Source organism: Arenibacterium halophilum, assembly GCF_005938225.1.
Classification (GTDB): domain Bacteria; phylum Pseudomonadota; class Alphaproteobacteria; order Rhodobacterales; family Rhodobacteraceae; genus Arenibacterium; species Arenibacterium halophilum.
In genome coordinates this window covers 541,001-557,230 of sequence record NZ_VCPC01000003.1, presented here as the reverse complement: position 1 = coordinate 557,230, position 16,230 = coordinate 541,001, and the positions used below count along the sequence as shown (strand labels likewise).

The window sequence follows — 16,230 nt, the reverse complement described above, 5'->3', positions numbered from 1 at the left end:
GCATCGCGCAATTTCCTTTCGTACCGGAGGTTTTAATGTCCTTTCGCCTGCAACCCCCCGCCCCAGCTCGTCTAAACCGCTGCCAGCTATTCGGGCCAGGTTCGAACACCAAACTGCCGCCGAAAATGGCCGCCAGCGACGCCGATGTGATCAACCTTGATCTGGAAGATGCGGTGGCGCCGGATGACAAGGAACAGGCGCGCAAGCTGGTGATCGAGGCCATTGGTGACATCGACTGGGGCCAGAAGACGCTTTCAGTACGGATCAACGGGCTGGACACGCCCTATTGGTATCGCGACGTGGTGGACCTTCTGGAGCAATCCTCGGACCGGCTGGACATGATCATGATCCCCAAGGTGGGCTGCGCCGAGGACATATATGCCGTCGATGCGCTGGTGACGGCGATCGAGCGGGCGAAGGGCCGCACCAAGCCGATCGCGTTTGAAGTGATCATCGAAAGCGCGGCGGGCCTGTCGCATGTGGAAGAGATTGCCGCGGCCTCGCCCCGGATGCAGGCGATGAGCTTGGGCGCCGCGGATTTTGCAGCCTCGATGGGAATGCAGACTACAGGAATCGGCGGCACGCAGGAAGATTACTATATGCTGCGCGATGGCCAGAAATACTGGTCGGACCCGTGGCATTGGGCGCAGACCGCCATCGTGGCGGCGTGCCGGACGCATGGGTTGTTGCCGGTCGATGGGCCATTTGGCGATTTCAGCGATGACGACGGGTTCCGCGCGCAGGCGCTGCGGTCGGCCACGCTGGGCATGGTGGGAAAATGGGCCATTCACCCCAAGCAGGTCGCACTGGCAAACGAGGTGTTCACCCCGCCCGAGTCAAAAGTGACGGAAGCGCGCGAGATCTTGGCCGCGATGGAAGAGGCCAAGCGTAGCGGCGCAGGTGCGACTGTCTACAAAGGCCGCCTTGTCGATATTGCCAGCATCAAGCAGGCCGAGGTGATCGTTCGTCAATCCGAGCTGATCGCGGGCTGAGGCGGTGCACCGCCTCCGGCGGGAGTATTTTAAGAATAGTGAAACAGGGGTGCGGTTTTTCGCGCCCCTGTTTCCTGTCGCAGGTCGGGGCTAACGGGCGCGGGATCGCGGGCCGCGTTACATTTGGCAATTTCCTTTCTTTCGCGCGCGTGCAAAGTGGCGCAATGACACCCGAGCTTTTCACCGGCCTAGTGCTGTTTGCCTTCGTCTCGTCAATCACGCCGGGGCCGAACAACCTGATGCTGATGGCATCCGGGGCGAATTTTGGGTTTCGGCGCAGCGTGCCGCACATGCTGGGCGTGGCGATCGGTTTTGTCGTGATGGTTCTGGCAATGGGGGCCGGGGTTGCCGGGTTGTTTCAGGCGTTTCCGGTGGCCCGCGACATTCTGCGGGTCGTCTCGGTTGTCTATCTGCTGTGGCTGGCGTGGAAGATTGCCAATGCGGGTGCGCCAGACGGCGCGCGGGCCAAGAGCCGGCCGATGACATTTCTGCAGGTCGCCGCGTTTCAATGGGTCAACCCCAAGGCCTGGGCGATGGCGCTGACCGGTGTCACGGCCTACACGCCCGCGGGCGGATTTGGGATGGTCCTGCTTGTCGGGCTGGTCTTTGGCCTGGTCAACCTGCCCTCGGTCGGATCGTGGACCGTTGCGGGCCAGCAGATGGCGCGCCTTTTGGCGCAGCCGCGGCGGCTGGTCATGTTCAACCGCGCGATGGCCCTGCTGCTGGTGCTGTCGCTGTACCCGGTAGTCGCCTAAGGCGACGTGCCGCTTGCCGAGTTGCAATGCCGCGCCCGCAGGGTCATATACGGGGCGCGAACAACTGCGACAGGGCACCGCATGACCCAGTATCTGGATTTCGAGAAACCGCTGGCCGAAATCGAAGGCAAGGCCGAAGAGCTTCGCGCCTTGGGCCGCGCGAATGCGGAAATGGACGTGGAAAGCGAAGCCAAGGCGCTGGATGCCAAGGCGGTGCAGCTGTTGAACGATCTGTACAAAGATCTGACGCCCTGGCGGAAATGTCAGGTTGCGCGCCACCCTGAGCGGCCCCATTGCCAGGATTACATCGCGGCGCTGTTCACAGAGTTCACGCCGCTGGCGGGTGACAGGAATTTTGCCGACGATCACGCCGTGATGGGCGGGTTGGCCCGGTTCGAGGATCAGCCTGTAATGGTGATCGGCCATGAAAAAGGCAACGACACCAAGAGCCGGATCGACCGCAATTTCGGCATGGCGCGCCCCGAGGGATATCGCAAGGCGATCCGCCTGATGGAGATGGCGGGCAAGTTCGGATTGCCGGTGATCACGCTGGTCGACACCCCAGGCGCCTATCCCGGCAAGGGCGCGGAAGAGCGCGGCCAGTCCGAGGCGATTGCCCGCTCGACCGAGAAATGCCTGCAAATCGGCGTGCCGCTGGTGTCGGTCATCGTGGGCGAAGGCGGTTCCGGTGGGGCGGTGGCCTTTGCCACGGCGAACCGGGTCGCAATGCTGGAGCATTCGGTCTACTCGGTCATCACACCCGAGGGCTGCGCCTCGATCCTGTGGAAGGATTCCGAGAAGATGCGCGAAGCCGCTGAGGCGATGCGGATGACGGCGGACGAGCTGAAGGCGCTGGGCGTGATTGACCGGATCATACCCGAGCCGCGCGGCGGGGCGCATCGCGACAAGGCGGCGACCATCGCGGCGGTGGGCAAGTCGATTTCGGCCATGCTGAAAGAGCTGGCGAAGAAGGATGGCGGCACACTGGTCAATGACCGCCGCCAGAAGTTCCTGAACATGGGGGCCAAAGGGCTGGCCGCCTAAGCCCAAGGGGGCGCGGGCATGAGCCATGCCGTGATCTTCGACTGCGAATTCCTGACCGCCGAGGGCGCGCCTTCGCGGTTCTGGTGCGGCCCGCGCGATCCCGACCCTGTGGTGGCTCAGATCGGGCTGGCGCGGCTGGAGTTGGGCGATGAGTTCGCCATTGCCGAGACGCTGCGCCTGCACGTTATTCCGCGCGACCGACACGGCAAGCGGGTGGCGCTGGACCCGCTGTTCACCCGGCTGACCGGCATCACCGAAGATGTGCTGGACAGTGACGGCCTGCCGCTGGCCGATGCGCTGGCGCAGGTGGCCGCGTTTGCAGGCGATGCGCGGCTGTGGTCCTGGGGCAAGGATGAATTCAACATGCTGGCGATCAGCTGTTATATTGACGGGATCGCCCCGCCGATCCCGGCCACGCGGTTTGCCAATGCCTGCGATCTGCTGTTGGCCGCCGGGATGCCCTATGACGATCTGATCTGCACGCGCAGCAACACTTTGGCCGACTATTACAAGGTCGACCATCCGCCGCTGCGCGGGCATGACGCGCTGGATGATGCGCTTGGCGTGGCCTTCACGTTGCAACAGCTGCTGCGAAACGGCGCGCTGACGCCCGCCGCCTTCGCCTAGCCACGCCAGCGTAGCAGGCGTTTTTCGACCAGCCCGATCACCCAGCTTGTGACCACGCCCAGCGCCGACAGGATCACCACGCCCGCGAACAGCCGTTCGAGATCGTAGAGCGACCCGGCTTGCAGCACGTAGGCCCCGATGCCGTGTTCGGCGCCCAGCATTTCCGCCGCGACCAGCAGGATGATGCCAATCGCCAGCGACACGCGCAGGCCCGAGAGGATGCCGGGCAGCGCGCCGGGCAGGATGATCTTGCGCACGATCGACCACCAGCCAAGGCCGAAGCTTTGCCCCATGCGCACCAGCGCGCGGTCCACGTTGTCGACGGCGCCATAGGTCGACACCACCGTGGGCGTGAAGGTGCCCAGCGCGATCAGCGCGTATTTCGACCCCTCGTCGATGCCGAACCAGATCACGAACAGCGGCAGCAGCGCGATTTTCGGGATCGGGAACAGCGCGGCCACCAGCGGCACCAGACCGGCACGGATATAGCTGAACAGCCCGATCAGCACGCCCACGCCGATGCCGGCGCTGATGCCCAGCAGCGAGCCGACGGCAAGGCGTGCCAGCGAGGGGCCAAGGTGCGTCCAGAGCATCCCCGATTGGTAGAGTTCGACCAGCGCGGCGCCGACATCGGACGGGCGCGGCAGGGTCAGGTTGCCGATCCAGCCGGCCCGGGTGCCCCATTCGATGACCAGCAGCAGCACCACGAACACCGCCAGGCCCACGCCACGCTTGGCGACGGGGCGGAACCCGCCGCCGCGGAACGGCACCGGGCGAGGAGTGGCTGTATCGGGCAAAGTGGCGTCAGACATTCAGCAGCTCCTGATCGGCGGCCTTCGCCTCGTCCCGCATGAGCGACCAAAGGTGGGCCTGCACCTCGTCCAGACGGGCATCGCCCGCGCGGCGGTCGGGCGGGGGCGTGTCGATGGTGATGACCTCGCGGATGCGGCCCGGGCGGCGCGACAACACGGCGATGGAATGACCAAGGCGCACCGCCTCGGACAGGTTGTGGGTGACATAGATGCCGGTGAATGGCTGCCGTGCCCAAAGCGCCAGCAGGTCTTCCATCAGCAGCTCGCGGGTCTGCGCATCCAGCGCCGACAGCGGTTCGTCCAGCAGCATCGCCGCCGGGTTCACCGCCAGCGCGCGGGCGATCGCCACGCGTTGCTTCATGCCGCCCGACAGTTGGCGCGGCAGCGCCTTGCCGAAATCCGACAGGTTGGTGCGCGCCAGCACGTCGGAAATGATCCGCTCGGCCTCGGCGCCCTTCAGCCCGTGATCTTCCAGCACCAGTGAGATATTGCCGCGTACGGTGCGCCAGGGCAGCAGCGCGAAATCCTGAAACACATAGGTCAGCGGGTTCAGGCAATCGGGCGGCGGCGCGCCCAGTTGCAGCACGTCGCCTTCGTCGGGGCGCTCCAGCCCGCCGATCAGCCGCAACAGGGTGGATTTGCCACAGCCCGAGGGCCCGACGATGCACAGGATTTGCCCCGCCGGGATGTGCAGAGAAATATCCTGAAGCACCGGCAGCCCGCTGTAGTGGTGCGTGATATTGGCCAGTGTCAGGTCCATCGTACCCTGCCCTTCGTGTGATCGGGCAGGCCCGCAAAGGCCCGCCCGTGTCTTGCCCTAGATCGCCTCGGCGTAAGAGGAATCGACCAGCGTTTCGGTGGTGATGCTGTCCTTGACCAGGCCTTCGGACTTGAACCAGCCCAGCTGATCTTCGACCGAGGCCATGTTCAGCGCAGCGTTCTTGTTGATCCGCATCGCGCCGTTCACGATCGACGGCTTGGCCTTGTCGTAGGGACGGTCGGTGTAGACGTATTTGTGCACCAGCTTGACCATTTCTTCGGCCGCGTCATCGCCCGCCGTCTTGTCGACCAGCGCGGCGTTGAAATCGTCGGCCCCGCGCGAGAAAGCGCGCAGGAACGCCTCGGTCTTGGCGCGGTCGTTCTCGGCATTCTGGGCCGAGGTGAACAGCGTCGTGACCTGATAGCCAGGCAGGTAGTCGGCAACCATGCCGATTTGCTGCACCGCGCCACCGCCGGTCAGCGCCTTGCCGATGTGCGGCACGATCGTCCAGGCGTCGACCTGGCCGGATTTCATCGCGCCGATGATCGCGCCGACCTTTTGCAGCGGCTTGAAGCTGAGGCTTGCGCCCTCGGCTGCGGCGATCTTGGCGCCCATGTAGTGGAACGACGATCCGGGCTGCGTCACGGCAAAGGTCTTGCCGTCCAGCTGATCGGGGGCGGTCAGACCGGCCTCATACGCGGCATTCGAGGCCAGAATCATCTGCCCGTCGATGCCTTTTTCTTCGCTCAGCGCGCCGCCAATCACCTTGGCCGCGCCTTTTTCGGCAAGGCTGATCAGACCACCGGTGATCGAGGTCACGCCGAAATCAGCATCGCGCGAGGCAATCGCCACGGCCATCGGCTGCGCCGCCTCGAAGAACTTGAAATCAACATCCAGCCCTTCGTCGGTGAAATAGCCGCGTTCAAAAGCGACAAAGCTGGCCGCGTGGCTGGTAAAGCGCAGCGCGCCTACGGTGGTTTTGGTGTTGGCCAGGGCCGGCGCGCCCAGCAGCGGCAGAACGGCGGCACCGCCCGCAAGGCCCAATGCCCCGCGACGTGTGAAAGTGGTCATCTCGGTTTCCTCCCAGTCGATGCGTGCGCGGCGGTTTGACCACCGATCGCACCCTGCCGCAATCCTAAAGCGCGCGCGGCGCAACATGCAATTCGTTTGCCCCTCAGCGCCATTCGACCAACGCTATTCTACCGGCGCGCCAAAGATCGCCATCGCCAGCCCCAACAGCGCCAGCCCCCGATACCCTGTTCGCGCCCGCCCCGGCCCCGCGCGATGCCCCGCCAGCCACGCCTGCACCGCGTAATACAGCGCGAATGCGCGCGAGGCATAGCTGATGATTTCGAACACATCGGCCACCCATGTCAGCGACACCCCGGCGGCCACCAGCAGCGCATAAGCCTGCCGCGGCCCGATCCTCCCGCCGGTGAGTTCCGTGAACAGCCCGCCCGCCCCGCCGGTATCGGCCAGTGCCGCACTGAACTGCGCGCTCAGCGCCGCCACCACCAACAGGATCGACAGCACCGGCGCCACCACCTGCAACATCGAGATGATCGCGGTTTCCGTCAGGTCGCCCTGCCCCACGTCAAAGGCATAGGCCAGCAGCAGCAGGTAGACCATGTAGATCGCCGCCGCGATGCCCTGCGCCAGCCTCATCGAGGCAATGCGCACGCCCGCGTCGTAGCTAGATAAATAGCGCGATGTTTCGAACCCCTGCACGGTCACGATCAACCCGAAGGCCAGCGTCAGCGCCCCCCATCCCGACAGGTGCGGCGCAGGCCAGACCAGCGCGCCCTGCTGTGCGGTGTCGGTGAAATGCACCGCCAGCCCGAACAGCAGCCCGCCGATGATCGCCAGCTTAAGCCCCACGGCAAGGCGTTCCATCCGCTCCAGCGCGCCAAAGCCGCGCGTCCAGCCCACGGCCAGGATGATCGCAAACATCACCGTGGTCAGCACCCGCGCATTTCCCACCCCGTCCCATGGCGTCAGCCGCAGGCCAAAGGCACCGAACAGGTTCAGGTAATAGGCGACCGAAATCACATAGGCACTGCCCAGCACCCACGAGGCCAGCGTTTCCACGGCACGGTCGCGCCGCCCGGACGGATCTGCCTCGGCCAGGTAGGCAATATTGGCCCGGATCGCCCCGCCGAACAGCCACGCCACCCCGCACAGCGCCGCCATCACCAGCGGCGCGTAATAGCCATAGGACACCGTCAGTATCGGCCCCAGCACAAGGAACCCGCTGCCGATGATCGAGGCCAGCGGCGTCATCGTCGCCCGCCACAGGGTCGCCCGGGCCAGCGACGGAAGGCACAAGGCCGCGCCAACAGCCAGGGTCACGGCCACGATGGCGACGTTCAGCACAGCCTAGCCCGCCAGCATCCGCAGCCCCTGCGTCACGTCAGAACGCACGGCAAGGCGCAGGCCGGGTTCGTCCCCCGCCTTCAGCGCGGCGATGATCAGCTTGTGGTAATGCGGCGGGTCGGTGCGCCGCAAACGGCCATAGAGCGCGCGCATCGTCGGCCCCAGTTGCAGCCAGACGGTTTCGGCCATCGCCAGCATCGCAGGTGCCTGCGCCCGCAGGTACAGCGTGCGGTGAAATTCAAGATTGGTGCGGATATAGCCCACCGCGTCCCGGTTCACGACCACCTCGCCAATCGTGGCGTTGATGGTTTGCAGCCGGTCGATCAACGCCATATGCGCGCGCGGCAAAGCACGGGATGCCAGCTCAACTTCCAGCAGGGCGCGCAGGGCGGCCAGTTCCTCGATGCGCTCATTGCTCAGTTCGGGGGTCGAGACGCGCCCCGAGGACGACAGGAACAGCGCGCCCTCTGCCACCAGCCGCCGCAGCGCCTCGCGCGCGGGGGTCATCGACACGTCATAGTCGCGCCCGATGCCGCGCAGGGTCAGCGCCTGACCGGGGGCCAGTTCGCCATGCATGATCCGCGTGCGCAGCGCCCGGTACAGCCGGTCGTGCGCCGCCGTGGTCTGCTCGGAGGAACGGGTTGTCATCATCATGGGGGCGTTGTGATCACAGTTGCGCGCCCCGTCAAGGTAGAGCTGTCAAGCCAGAGCCATCAGAACCGATAGCGATGCAGCCCGCTGCCCTCGGACCGCAGCCAGGCGCGTGGCGGGCGGTAATCGCCATAAAGCCGCTCCACCGTGCGCCAGAAGGCGGGCGAATGGTTCATCTCGGCCAGATGCGCCACCTCATGCGCGGCGACATAGGTCAGCACCTCGGGCGCGGCCAGGATCAGCCGCCAGGAAAACATCAGAGCCCCGTCCGAGGTGCACGATCCCCAGCGCGAGCGTGTGTCGCGCAGGGTGATGCGGGTATAGCCCCGCCCCAGCTGCGCAGCATAGTCATCGCAAGCCGCCACCAGCCGGTCACGCGCCAGCGTTTTCAACCAGGCATGCAGCCGCGCCGGCGCAGTTGCCTCGGGCACAAGAATCTGGTCACGCTCCAGCACGATCCGCCGTCCGGGCGCTGGCGCAATCCGGCGCATCGTGCCTTCGACGGGCAGTTCGGACCCCGGAGCGATGTCGACATCGCCGCCCCGCCGCGCCAGATGGGTCTGGATCCACTCGGCCTTGTCGCGCGCAAAGGCCAGCGCCTCGGCCTCGGGCACGCCATTGGGCACGGTCAGCGTCACCCGCCCGTCCAGCTGCGACACCCGCAGCGAAATGCGCCGCGCCCGCCCCGATCGGCGCAGCGTGACCGCCAGCGCCGGCGCGCCGGGAATTCTGCGTTCGCTCATGCCACCCACCCCGTGATGCCAAAGGCTTTGACTCCGGTTCCGTCATATGGCAAGCGACCGGAATCGTCGATACAGACTCATGCCATTTTCACAATTCGAGGGGATCACAATGCCCAAGGAAGAATGGGGTACGAAACGCGTTTGCCCGACCACAGGCAAACGGTTTTATGACCTGAACCAGAAACCGATCGTCAGCCCCTACACCGGAGAGGTTGTCGAGATCGACGTCAGCAAGGCGCGCATGATCGCCGCCGACAACGAAGACGCGGCCACGCTGAAGGCCAAGCAGCGCAGCGGCGACGACGACAGCGTGCTGGACGATGATGACGACGTTGATGTGGATCTGGACGATGATCTGCTGGAAGACGAAGACGACGACGGCGATGTTTCGCTGGACGAGATCGCCGACGTCAGCAACGAAGACGACGATTGAAAAAACTGTGCCGAGGCGGGATTTTTTCGCTTGATCCCGCCCGGCGATGCGCCTATTCAGCGGCGCACTACGGGGCCTTAGCTCAGCTGGGAGAGCGCCTGCATGGCATGCAGGAGGTCAGGGGTTCGATCCCCCTAGGCTCCACCAAACATCCCTGAAAAGCACCAGATAGTTCTGCCTTTTTCGTCAGAAGATTTGCCTCTGCTGCGCAGACCGGTGCTGTTTTCCCTGTGAAAATTCTTGCTGCCTTGATCCGCGCCCGTGGCGTGTTGATCGCTTAGCAGGGCTTTCCCCTGTCAAATCCGAGGATGGCCCATGAGCGTCCGTTTCTTCGTCGTGACGAGCGGCCCAGGTGCGGGCAAGACCAGCCTGATCATCGAGCTCGCCCGCAGCGGCCTTCGCACGCTCCCCGATTCCAGCCGCGCGGTCATTCGCGAGGAGATGCAGAGCGGGGAAGACGCCCTCCCCTGGGCGGACCGCATGGCCTATGCCGACCGAATGCTTGAGCGCGGCCCCCGCGCTTACCAGGACGCTCAGGCACTCTCGGGCCCCGTGATCTTTGATCGCGGCTTTCCCGACATCCTCCTAAATAAAGTTCTGCGGCCTCCCCGTGCCGCCCCACGTCTCCGCAGCAGCAAAGGCAGCCCGCTACAGCCGTCGCGTCTTCCTGGCGCCGTTCTGGAATGAGAACTTCACCTGACCTGCTCCCCTTAGAGTCCGCGTTTATAAGTCAGCTGTGTTCAGGGTTTGGTCCTCTTCTGACCGTTCGTGATACTCCCGCGGTGTGAGCCCGTCGTGACTCGAGTGCAGGCGGTGATGGTTGGCCGATATAGGCTCTGACCGAAACCGCGAAGCATTGGGGCCGCAAAGATCCTCGGCTTCAACGTCCGGACGATCCGCAGCCTGATGGACAGGGGCGTTCTGAAATTTTGCGAGGTCGAGAAGCTGAAGAGCGGGCGAATGCGACGCGACGTCTGCGCCAAGTCGATGGAGCGGTTTTCCCTAAGAAACTCTCTGCAGCCTCGATAAACACCCATTGCGTGCAGATTGTATCGCAAGCCTTTACGCCCATAGAAACCGAGCATGGCCCAGGAGCGACCATGTCCCGGTAGTGACGGGCGGCTTGGGGCCGTGGGCAAGTGCGACCGTTTCCAAGAACTTACACGCTGCCGCTGCCAATCGGGCGACGATGTCATGACGGCGTAACGTTTCACCTCGCGACCGCGATAGCGCGATCAGGGTCAGGAATATCTCGCGGCGGGACCTAAACATGGAAAAGGGCGGCTAACGCCAGGGCAGTCACGATCAGAACACATTGAAATATTCCGCATGTTCCCAATCTGAAACAGCGCCCAGGTAGCGGGACCATTCGGCCCGCTTCAGGTGCACAAGGTAGTTCACGAAATCGTCGCCAAGTGTCTTTCGGAACATATCCGAGGTGTCAAAAGCCGCAATCGCCGCGCCCATGTCGGTCGGCAGCAATTCGGCGTCGCCATCGTAAGGTGAAATCGTCGCGGGCGGGGCTTTGGCCCCCGATTGCATCCCCGCGAGGCCCGCTGTCAGCTGGGCCGCGAAGGCGTAATAGGGGTTGGCGCTGCTGTCGGGGGCGCGGTTTTCGATCCGGCTGGCCGCGTCGCCTTTCAGCAGGAGGGCGCGCAGCATGGCACCGCGATTGTCACGCCCCCATGCGATGCGGTTTGGCGCCAGTTGGAACGGCTGGTAACGTTTGTAGCTGTTGATGGTGGGCGCCATCAGCAGGCTGGCCTCGGCGGCATGTGTCAGCAGCCCGGCCAGCCAGCCATCGGCCTGCGGCGTCAGCGCGCCGTCGGTGTCGGGCATGAAAAGGTTGCGCCCTTGTGCGTCGGAAATTGACTGGTGTACGTGCCAGCCATTCGCCACGAGATTCGGGATTTTAGGCTTCGCCATGAAGCTGGCGTGATAGCCTTCGCGGGCGCAGAGTTCCTTCACCATGGTGCGGAACATGACCATGTTGTCGGCCTGTTCCATCGGGCTGCCCGGATCGAACGTCATCTCGAACTGGCTGGGGCCGAATTCGATCTCGACCGAGCGCACCGGCAAGCCCAGCCCCTGGGCCGCGCGGCGCAGCTTGTCCAGCAGCGGCTCCATCGCGTCGTATCGGGTTTCGGTCAGGTATTGGTAGCCCTGCGTGGTCCCGCGCGACATCACCGGATCGCCGGGTGCGGTTGCCTGCACATGGTCGAGCCCGTCGGTCACCTGCTGGAAGATGTAGAATTCGACCTCGAGCCCCATCGTCGCCCGCAGCCCTTCGGCCCCCAGCGCGCCGACCGCGCGCTGCAGCACGCTGCGCGAGGCAAAGGGAATGGGCGTGCCGTCACGAAAGCGCACATCGGCCAGCAGCCAGGCCGAATGCGGTGCCCAGGGCAGCGGGCGGAAGGTGGTGGCGTCGGGCACGATCAGGATGTCGTTGGCACCCTGCATCGGCCCTGCCGATACGCCCGGATCTTCGCTCCACACCGGGAACACCGTGCGGTGCGCGGTATCCTTCAGCAGCAGTGTCGAGGGTGCGGTCAGCCCCGAGCGCAGCGCCGAACGAAGCGCCGAGGCGACGATCGTCTTGCCCCGCAGCAACCCGTGCTGATCCGGGAACAGCACCCGGATGGTTTCGATGTCGCTGCCCGCCACGCGGGCCAACAGGGCGTCGGCGGCCTCGATCGCATCGGCGTCGAGGCAACCCATGCGCGCAAGCGCGCCGCCGGCAACCTCAGACACGCGCGTCCCAGGGGCACTCAGCGCGGCGCTGTTCATCGCTGGTCAGGGTGGCGGCATTCCAATCGCCGTCTTCCGCGATCGCGTCGTTCGACACCGGCCCGGTGATCCGGCTCACGTCGGTGCCGTTCCGCATTGGCAGTTCTTCCGGCTTGCCCGCCTTGACCGCGGCGATGGCGGCGCGCAGCTTGCGGCGGTTGCGGATGATGCCCACGTCGGATTTGCCAAGGTGTTCCTGGGTCCGGTCCTGAATGCGGCCCATGCTTTCCACCGCCCATTGGTCGTGCACGTTGATGTCCAGCCCCATGCCCGTATAGGTTTCGCGCGCCTGTTCGTCGGGGTCATAGCCGTAGTTGTTGCGCGCATTCTTCAGCGGCGCGTAATCCGGCAGGCGGTGTTCCTTCAGCCGCTGTTCGCGCATCTTCACCTTGTCCACCGGCGCCGTGTAGCTGGTGAACATCGAGTACCAGTAGCAGGTTTCGTCATCCACCGGCACATGCCACTGGGTGATCGTCATTTCGCGCGACATTGGGATACAGATCGCCTCGGGGAAGATCTGATTCGTCACACGCACATGGGTGCGGCCGTCTTCCATGTGGCGCAGCGCGGTCAGCTTCAGGCCGTAATCGGTGTCCTCGACCTCGATATCGGGGCGGGGATAGTCGCGCAGCAGCTTGGTCATCGGGATTTCGGTGTTGGCGGCCTTGTCGCGGAACTGCTTGCCATAGCTGTCGGCCGGGTCTTCATCCTGAAGAAAGCGGTGCAGGAAAGACGCATGCGCCGGGTCGATCCCGACCTCCATCGCCTGCAACCAGTTGCATTCCCACAGCCCCTTGAACGCGAAGACATGGGTGTCGGGCGCGCGGAAACAGTCGAAGGCGGGGAATTCCGGCGGCTCGCCCGGTCCCATGTAGGCCCAGACGATGCCATTCCTTTCAACCACCGGGTAGGAAGGCGCCTTGATCTGCTCGTGCATCTTGCTGCCTTCGGGTTCGCCCGGCTGCTCGACACATTGACCGTCGCGGTTGAAGTGCCAGCCGTGGAAGGGGCAGCGCAGCCCGTTGTCTTCCAGGCGCCCATAGCAGAGGTCGGCCCCACGATGCGGACAGTGGCGCCCGATCAGGCCCAGCTTACCTTCGGTATCGCGGAACAGCACCAATTCCTCGCCCAGCAGCTTGACGGGCACCACGGGCCGCCCGCTCATCAGCTCGTCCGAGAGGGCGGCGGGCTGCCAGTAGTGGCGCAGCACCTGCCCCGCGTCGCTGCCGGGCCCCACCCGCGTCAGACTGTCGTTCAATTCCTGGCTGATCATGGCGGGCACTCCGGCTTGCGTTGGCATGGTGCGCGGCAGAATAGGTCTTCTGCTTGACTTATCGTTCGTATTGCGCACATTGTGTCGTTATACGTTCACTTTGGGGCCGCATCCGTGGCCCTGTCAAGCGGGATCAGGGAATTTGAGCTCAGTTGCGACGCAAGACAGGAACATCGCCTCGACCTTCGCCAAGGGGATGGCCGTGCTTGCCGCTTTTGATGGCAGCCACGAAACGCTGAGCCTGGCCGACTTGGCGCGCGCAACCGGGCAGGATCGCGCCACCGCGCGGCGCGGAGTGCTGACGCTGGTGCAACTGGGCTATCTGCACCAGAACGACCGCCGCTTTCGGCTGACCCCCAAGGTACTGTCGCTGGCGGGAGGTTTCCTTCAGGCAAACGCTTTTGGACGGCAGGTGCAGCCGGTGCTGAACTATCACGCCGCGATGCTGGGCGCAGATATCACACTGGCGCTGCGCGACGGCGAAAACGTGCTGCTGCTGGCGCAATCCACCGTGCGGGATGGCCCTGTGTCTTACGGGTTCACTCTGGGCAGCCGCTTGCCGCTGCTGCACACCAGCCTTGGCCGGATGCTGCTGGCCTGCGAGCCGGAATCGCTGATGCAAGAACTTGTGACCCGCGCGCCTTTGCCACGTCACACCGAACGCGCGCTCGAAAATCGCGCGGATATCGCACAGGCAATCGGCACGGCGCGGATCTCCGGGTCCTGCGTCACCGATGGGGAATTCGAAACCGGCATCGCCGGGCTGGCCGTCCCGGTCAGCCGTCCGGGGGAACGGGCCGCCGTGGTGGGTGCGTCTTTTCCCAGCGGCAGCGGCCCACACGACGCGCGCCTGCAACGGCTGCACCTCTGCGCCGCCGACCTGCGCCAGAATCAGGCGCTTGAGAAACTTTAGCCGCTAGTCGAGCGGCGTGAATTCCGCCCCGGTCCAGTACCAGGTCTTCTCGCAGCCCCCCGTTCCGCCGCAGGAAGACAGCCCGCCAGCAAAGGTGACTCCATCCAACCCGTTCGATAACGCGGTGATCGACACGCCCAGCGCATAGAGTTCCACGGGTTGCCCCCTGCGCGGAAAATCGGCACTGATAAAGATCGACGCCTGACAGTTCGAGGCCCCGCAGAAGGGTCGGCGGGTGCCTTGTAAACAGGCAACATTGCCCCAGTCCAGAACCACATCCTCGACCCCGTCGCCGTCGATATTGGCGCGCCGCATGTAACCTTCAGCGCGTTCGGCCGGGCCGCTGCATTCCGCCATGATCGCGGCCTCGGCCGCCTCTTGCATCGGCCCACCCTGCCCCGGCCCGGCCCAGGGCTTGCCGATGGCAGCAAACTGCGCTTCGCAATACTGGATCAATTGCTGATAGGCGGTTCCGAAATTGGCCGCCGACCCGGAACGCACCCCGGCGGCACTGTGAATCTGGATCATCGGGGCGGCGGACATGGCGGCAAACACCGCGTCATTCGCGGCCAGATCGGCCTCCCACACGCCGAACATCTCGTTCCACCGCACGGAGGCCAGCCGATATCCGGTGCTGCCCGTCACGATCATCACATCGGCTCGTGGCGGGGCGCCATGCTGGGGCTGTCCGATATCGCGGGTTGAAAGATTCAGCCGTAAAACCTGCGCCGGCGTGATGTCGGGCTCCATGTTCCCCGTCACCTCGGGCGACACACCTTGCGGCGAACGTTCGCCGCACAGCAACATCATTTCGATCCCCTCGGGCGCATGAATTGCCCCGGTAAAGAATGAGGAATCATCGCCCGTCCGCAGGCTCCATCCTTGCGCCATCACGGCGCACGGCAGCAACAGCATCACCAGAGCGACACGCGCAATCCGCAATAGTCTCATGTCGTCGTCTCCACCGCCCCAGCTTGCAACCATCATGCCCGCACCCCAGCCCCGTGCAAGTCATATTGAGACGCGTCGCGCGCAGTGCCATACCTGCGTCATGAAACTCGCGATCAACGGATTCGGACGGATCGGGCGCACCATCCTGCGCCAGCTTCTGCAAGCCCCCCGCCCCGGGGTCGAGGTGGTGGCGATCAACGACATCGCCTCGCCCGAGGAATGCGCCTACCTGTTCCAGTACGACAGCACCTTCGGCCCCTACCCTGCCGACGTCATTGCGCGTGACGGCGCGCTGCGCATCGGCGACACGGCGACCGCCCTGACGCAAGAAAGCGATCTTCGGAACGTCGATCTCAGCGGCGTGGATGTGGTGCTTGAATGCACAGGCATCGCGCGCACCGGCGATGTCGCTTCGCGCGGGCTGACGGCAGGCGCGCGCAACGTGCTGATCTCGGGGCCCTCGCCAGCGGCCGAAGTCACGGTGGTGATGGGCGCGAATGACGACGCTCTTGGCACCGCCCGCGTGGTGTCGAATGCGTCCTGTACCACCAATGCGCTGGCCCCGCTGCTCAAGGTGGTCGACCAGATTGGCACCGTGGTGCAGGGCCACATGACGACGATCCACTGCTACACCAACAGCCAGCCGATGGTCGACGCCCCGCGCGGCGACCTGGCGCGCAGCCGCGGCGGCGCGCAATCCATGGTCCCCACCACGTCCAGCGCGACCGAGTTGGTGAACAAAGTGCTGCCGGGCCTCGGCAACCGTGTAACCGGCGCCGCCCTGCGCGTGCCCGTGGCCAGCGTCTCGGCCGTCGATCTGGTGGTGACACTCGAACAGGCCTTTGACGAAAAGAGCTTCAGGCACGCCCTTCAGACAGCGGTCTCCCGCTCGCCCGTACTCGGCTGGACCGACGCGCCGCTCGTCTCCTCCGACCTGCGCGCGCGCCCCGAATCGCTCGTCATCGCCGCGCCCGAATTGCGTGTACAGGGCCCGCAGGCACGCATCTTTGGCTGGTATGATAATGAATGGGGGTTCTCGGCCCGCATGATCGACATGGCCACCCGCATGGCCACGCGCGGCTGAATACGCGAGCCGAGCACTAGAGATCGCGCTGC

Annotated in this window: 17 protein-coding genes and 1 tRNA gene; 9 read left to right on the top strand and 9 right to left on the bottom strand. The window is 64.9% G+C overall.

What is annotated here, in order from left to right; genetic code table 11:
- Positions 1-35: 35 nt before the first annotated feature.
- From FGK64_RS15940 to FGK64_RS15925, 4 genes are all read left to right on the top strand, one after another.
- Complete coding sequence (locus FGK64_RS15940) at positions 36-992, top strand: L-malyl-CoA/beta-methylmalyl-CoA lyase (RefSeq protein WP_138864814.1); 957 nt, start codon at positions 36-38, stop codon at positions 990-992.
- 164 nt (positions 993-1,156) lie between these two features.
- The gene (locus tag FGK64_RS15935; protein WP_138864813.1) at positions 1,157-1,747 is read left to right on the top strand and encodes a LysE family translocator; all 591 of its coding nucleotides are present in this window, start codon (positions 1,157-1,159) and stop codon (positions 1,745-1,747) included.
- Positions 1,748-1,828: 81 nt separating this feature from the next.
- Complete coding sequence (locus FGK64_RS15930) at positions 1,829-2,791, top strand: acetyl-CoA carboxylase carboxyltransferase subunit alpha (protein WP_138864812.1); 963 nt, start codon at positions 1,829-1,831, stop codon at positions 2,789-2,791.
- 18 nt (positions 2,792-2,809) lie between these two features.
- The gene (locus tag FGK64_RS15925) at positions 2,810-3,418 is read left to right on the top strand and encodes a 3'-5' exonuclease family protein (RefSeq protein WP_138864811.1); all 609 of its coding nucleotides are present in this window, start codon (positions 2,810-2,812) and stop codon (positions 3,416-3,418) included.
- Here the strand turns inward: FGK64_RS15925 and FGK64_RS15920 are convergent.
- From FGK64_RS15920 to FGK64_RS15895, 6 genes are all read right to left on the bottom strand, one after another.
- Positions 3,415-4,230: an ABC transporter permease gene (locus FGK64_RS15920; protein ID WP_138864810.1), complete on the bottom strand. Its 816-nt coding sequence runs from the start codon at positions 4,228-4,230 to the stop codon at positions 3,415-3,417. The two genes, FGK64_RS15925 and FGK64_RS15920, sit on opposite strands and share 4 nt — an antisense overlap.
- Positions 4,223-4,990, bottom strand: coding sequence for an ABC transporter ATP-binding protein (locus FGK64_RS15915; RefSeq protein ID WP_138864809.1), 768 nt, complete (start codon positions 4,988-4,990; stop codon positions 4,223-4,225). Before FGK64_RS15915 ends, FGK64_RS15920 begins: the two co-directional genes overlap by 8 nt.
- Positions 4,991-5,047: 57 nt before the next feature.
- The gene (locus tag FGK64_RS15910) at positions 5,048-6,061 is read right to left on the bottom strand and encodes an ABC transporter substrate-binding protein (RefSeq protein ID WP_138864808.1); all 1,014 of its coding nucleotides are present in this window, start codon (positions 6,059-6,061) and stop codon (positions 5,048-5,050) included.
- Between the two features lie 123 nt (positions 6,062-6,184).
- Positions 6,185-7,363 (bottom strand): hypothetical protein, encoded by a 1,179-nt coding sequence (locus FGK64_RS15905; RefSeq protein ID WP_138864807.1) that lies wholly within the window; start codon positions 7,361-7,363, stop codon positions 6,185-6,187.
- 3 nt (positions 7,364-7,366) lie between these two features.
- Positions 7,367-8,017, bottom strand: coding sequence for a GntR family transcriptional regulator (locus FGK64_RS15900; RefSeq protein WP_246057789.1), 651 nt, complete (start codon positions 8,015-8,017; stop codon positions 7,367-7,369).
- Positions 8,018-8,076: 59 nt separating this feature from the next.
- Positions 8,077-8,757: a M48 family metallopeptidase gene (locus tag FGK64_RS15895; RefSeq protein ID WP_138864806.1), complete on the bottom strand. Its 681-nt coding sequence runs from the start codon at positions 8,755-8,757 to the stop codon at positions 8,077-8,079.
- 109 nt (positions 8,758-8,866) lie between these two features.
- Between FGK64_RS15895 and FGK64_RS15890 the strand changes: the two genes are divergently transcribed.
- The 3 genes from FGK64_RS15890 (at position 8,867) to FGK64_RS15880 (ending at position 9,877) form a co-directional block, all read left to right on the top strand.
- The gene (locus FGK64_RS15890; protein WP_138864805.1) at positions 8,867-9,190 is read left to right on the top strand and encodes a TIGR02300 family protein; all 324 of its coding nucleotides are present in this window, start codon (positions 8,867-8,869) and stop codon (positions 9,188-9,190) included.
- Between the two features lie 71 nt (positions 9,191-9,261).
- Positions 9,262-9,337 (top strand) — tRNA-Ala (locus FGK64_RS15885).
- Between the two features lie 168 nt (positions 9,338-9,505).
- Positions 9,506-9,877, top strand: a complete 372-nt coding sequence (locus FGK64_RS15880; RefSeq protein WP_246057788.1) for an AAA family ATPase — start codon at positions 9,506-9,508, stop codon at positions 9,875-9,877.
- Positions 9,878-10,495: 618 nt separating this feature from the next.
- Here the strand turns inward: FGK64_RS15880 and FGK64_RS15870 are convergent.
- The gene (locus tag FGK64_RS15870) at positions 10,496-11,977 is read right to left on the bottom strand and encodes a glutamine synthetase family protein (RefSeq protein ID WP_138864804.1); all 1,482 of its coding nucleotides are present in this window, start codon (positions 11,975-11,977) and stop codon (positions 10,496-10,498) included.
- Positions 11,934-13,250 (bottom strand): aromatic ring-hydroxylating dioxygenase subunit alpha, encoded by a 1,317-nt coding sequence (locus FGK64_RS15865; protein WP_138864803.1) that lies wholly within the window; start codon positions 13,248-13,250, stop codon positions 11,934-11,936. Before FGK64_RS15865 ends, FGK64_RS15870 begins: the two co-directional genes overlap by 44 nt.
- Before the next feature lie 142 nt (positions 13,251-13,392).
- On the opposite strand from FGK64_RS15865, the gene FGK64_RS15860 reads away from it, so the two are divergent.
- Positions 13,393-14,163: an IclR family transcriptional regulator domain-containing protein gene (locus FGK64_RS15860; RefSeq protein WP_246057787.1), complete on the top strand. Its 771-nt coding sequence runs from the start codon at positions 13,393-13,395 to the stop codon at positions 14,161-14,163.
- 3 nt (positions 14,164-14,166) lie between these two features.
- On the opposite strand, the gene FGK64_RS15855 is transcribed toward FGK64_RS15860, so the two are convergent.
- A complete protein-coding gene (locus FGK64_RS15855; RefSeq protein WP_171054106.1) occupies positions 14,167-15,150 on the bottom strand; it encodes a hypothetical protein in 984 nt (327 codons plus the stop codon).
- A gap of 64 nt (positions 15,151-15,214) precedes the next feature.
- Here FGK64_RS15855 and FGK64_RS15850 point away from each other — a divergent pair, with 64 nt between their 5' ends.
- Positions 15,215-16,198 carry a type I glyceraldehyde-3-phosphate dehydrogenase gene (locus FGK64_RS15850; protein WP_138864800.1) on the top strand — a complete coding sequence of 328 codons (984 nt, stop codon included), beginning with the start codon at positions 15,215-15,217 and terminating at the stop codon, positions 16,196-16,198.
- The last annotated feature ends 32 nt before the right edge of the window (positions 16,199-16,230 follow it).

What these genes read in the sequence shown, in the direction of transcription:
- FGK64_RS15940 (WP_138864814.1), top strand. Translation starts at nt 36, where the DNA reads ATGTCCTTTCGCCTGCAACCCCCCGCCCCAGCTCGTCTAAACCGCTGC.
- FGK64_RS15935 (WP_138864813.1), top strand. Translation starts at nt 1,157, where the DNA reads ATGACACCCGAGCTTTTCACCGGCCTAGTGCTGTTTGCCTTCGTCTCG.
- FGK64_RS15930 (WP_138864812.1), top strand. Translation starts at nt 1,829, where the DNA reads ATGACCCAGTATCTGGATTTCGAGAAACCGCTGGCCGAAATCGAAGGC.
- FGK64_RS15925 (WP_138864811.1), top strand. Translation starts at nt 2,810, where the DNA reads ATGAGCCATGCCGTGATCTTCGACTGCGAATTCCTGACCGCCGAGGGC.
- FGK64_RS15920 (WP_138864810.1), bottom strand. Translation starts at nt 4,230, where the DNA reads ATGTCTGACGCCACTTTGCCCGATACAGCCACTCCTCGCCCGGTGCCG.
- FGK64_RS15915 (WP_138864809.1), bottom strand. Translation starts at nt 4,990, where the DNA reads ATGGACCTGACACTGGCCAATATCACGCACCACTACAGCGGGCTGCCG.
- FGK64_RS15910 (WP_138864808.1), bottom strand. Translation starts at nt 6,061, where the DNA reads ATGACCACTTTCACACGTCGCGGGGCATTGGGCCTTGCGGGCGGTGCC.
- FGK64_RS15900 (WP_246057789.1), bottom strand. Translation starts at nt 8,017, where the DNA reads ATGATGATGACAACCCGTTCCTCCGAGCAGACCACGGCGGCGCACGAC.
- FGK64_RS15895 (WP_138864806.1), bottom strand. Translation starts at nt 8,757, where the DNA reads ATGAGCGAACGCAGAATTCCCGGCGCGCCGGCGCTGGCGGTCACGCTG.
- FGK64_RS15890 (WP_138864805.1), top strand. Translation starts at nt 8,867, where the DNA reads ATGCCCAAGGAAGAATGGGGTACGAAACGCGTTTGCCCGACCACAGGC.
- FGK64_RS15880 (WP_246057788.1), top strand. Translation starts at nt 9,506, where the DNA reads ATGAGCGTCCGTTTCTTCGTCGTGACGAGCGGCCCAGGTGCGGGCAAG.
- FGK64_RS15870 (WP_138864804.1), bottom strand. Translation starts at nt 11,977, where the DNA reads ATGAACAGCGCCGCGCTGAGTGCCCCTGGGACGCGCGTGTCTGAGGTT.
- FGK64_RS15865 (WP_138864803.1), bottom strand. Translation starts at nt 13,250, where the DNA reads ATGATCAGCCAGGAATTGAACGACAGTCTGACGCGGGTGGGGCCCGGC.
- FGK64_RS15855 (WP_171054106.1), bottom strand. Translation starts at nt 15,150, where the DNA reads ATGATGGTTGCAAGCTGGGGCGGTGGAGACGACGACATGAGACTATTG.
- FGK64_RS15850 (WP_138864800.1), top strand. Translation starts at nt 15,215, where the DNA reads ATGAAACTCGCGATCAACGGATTCGGACGGATCGGGCGCACCATCCTG.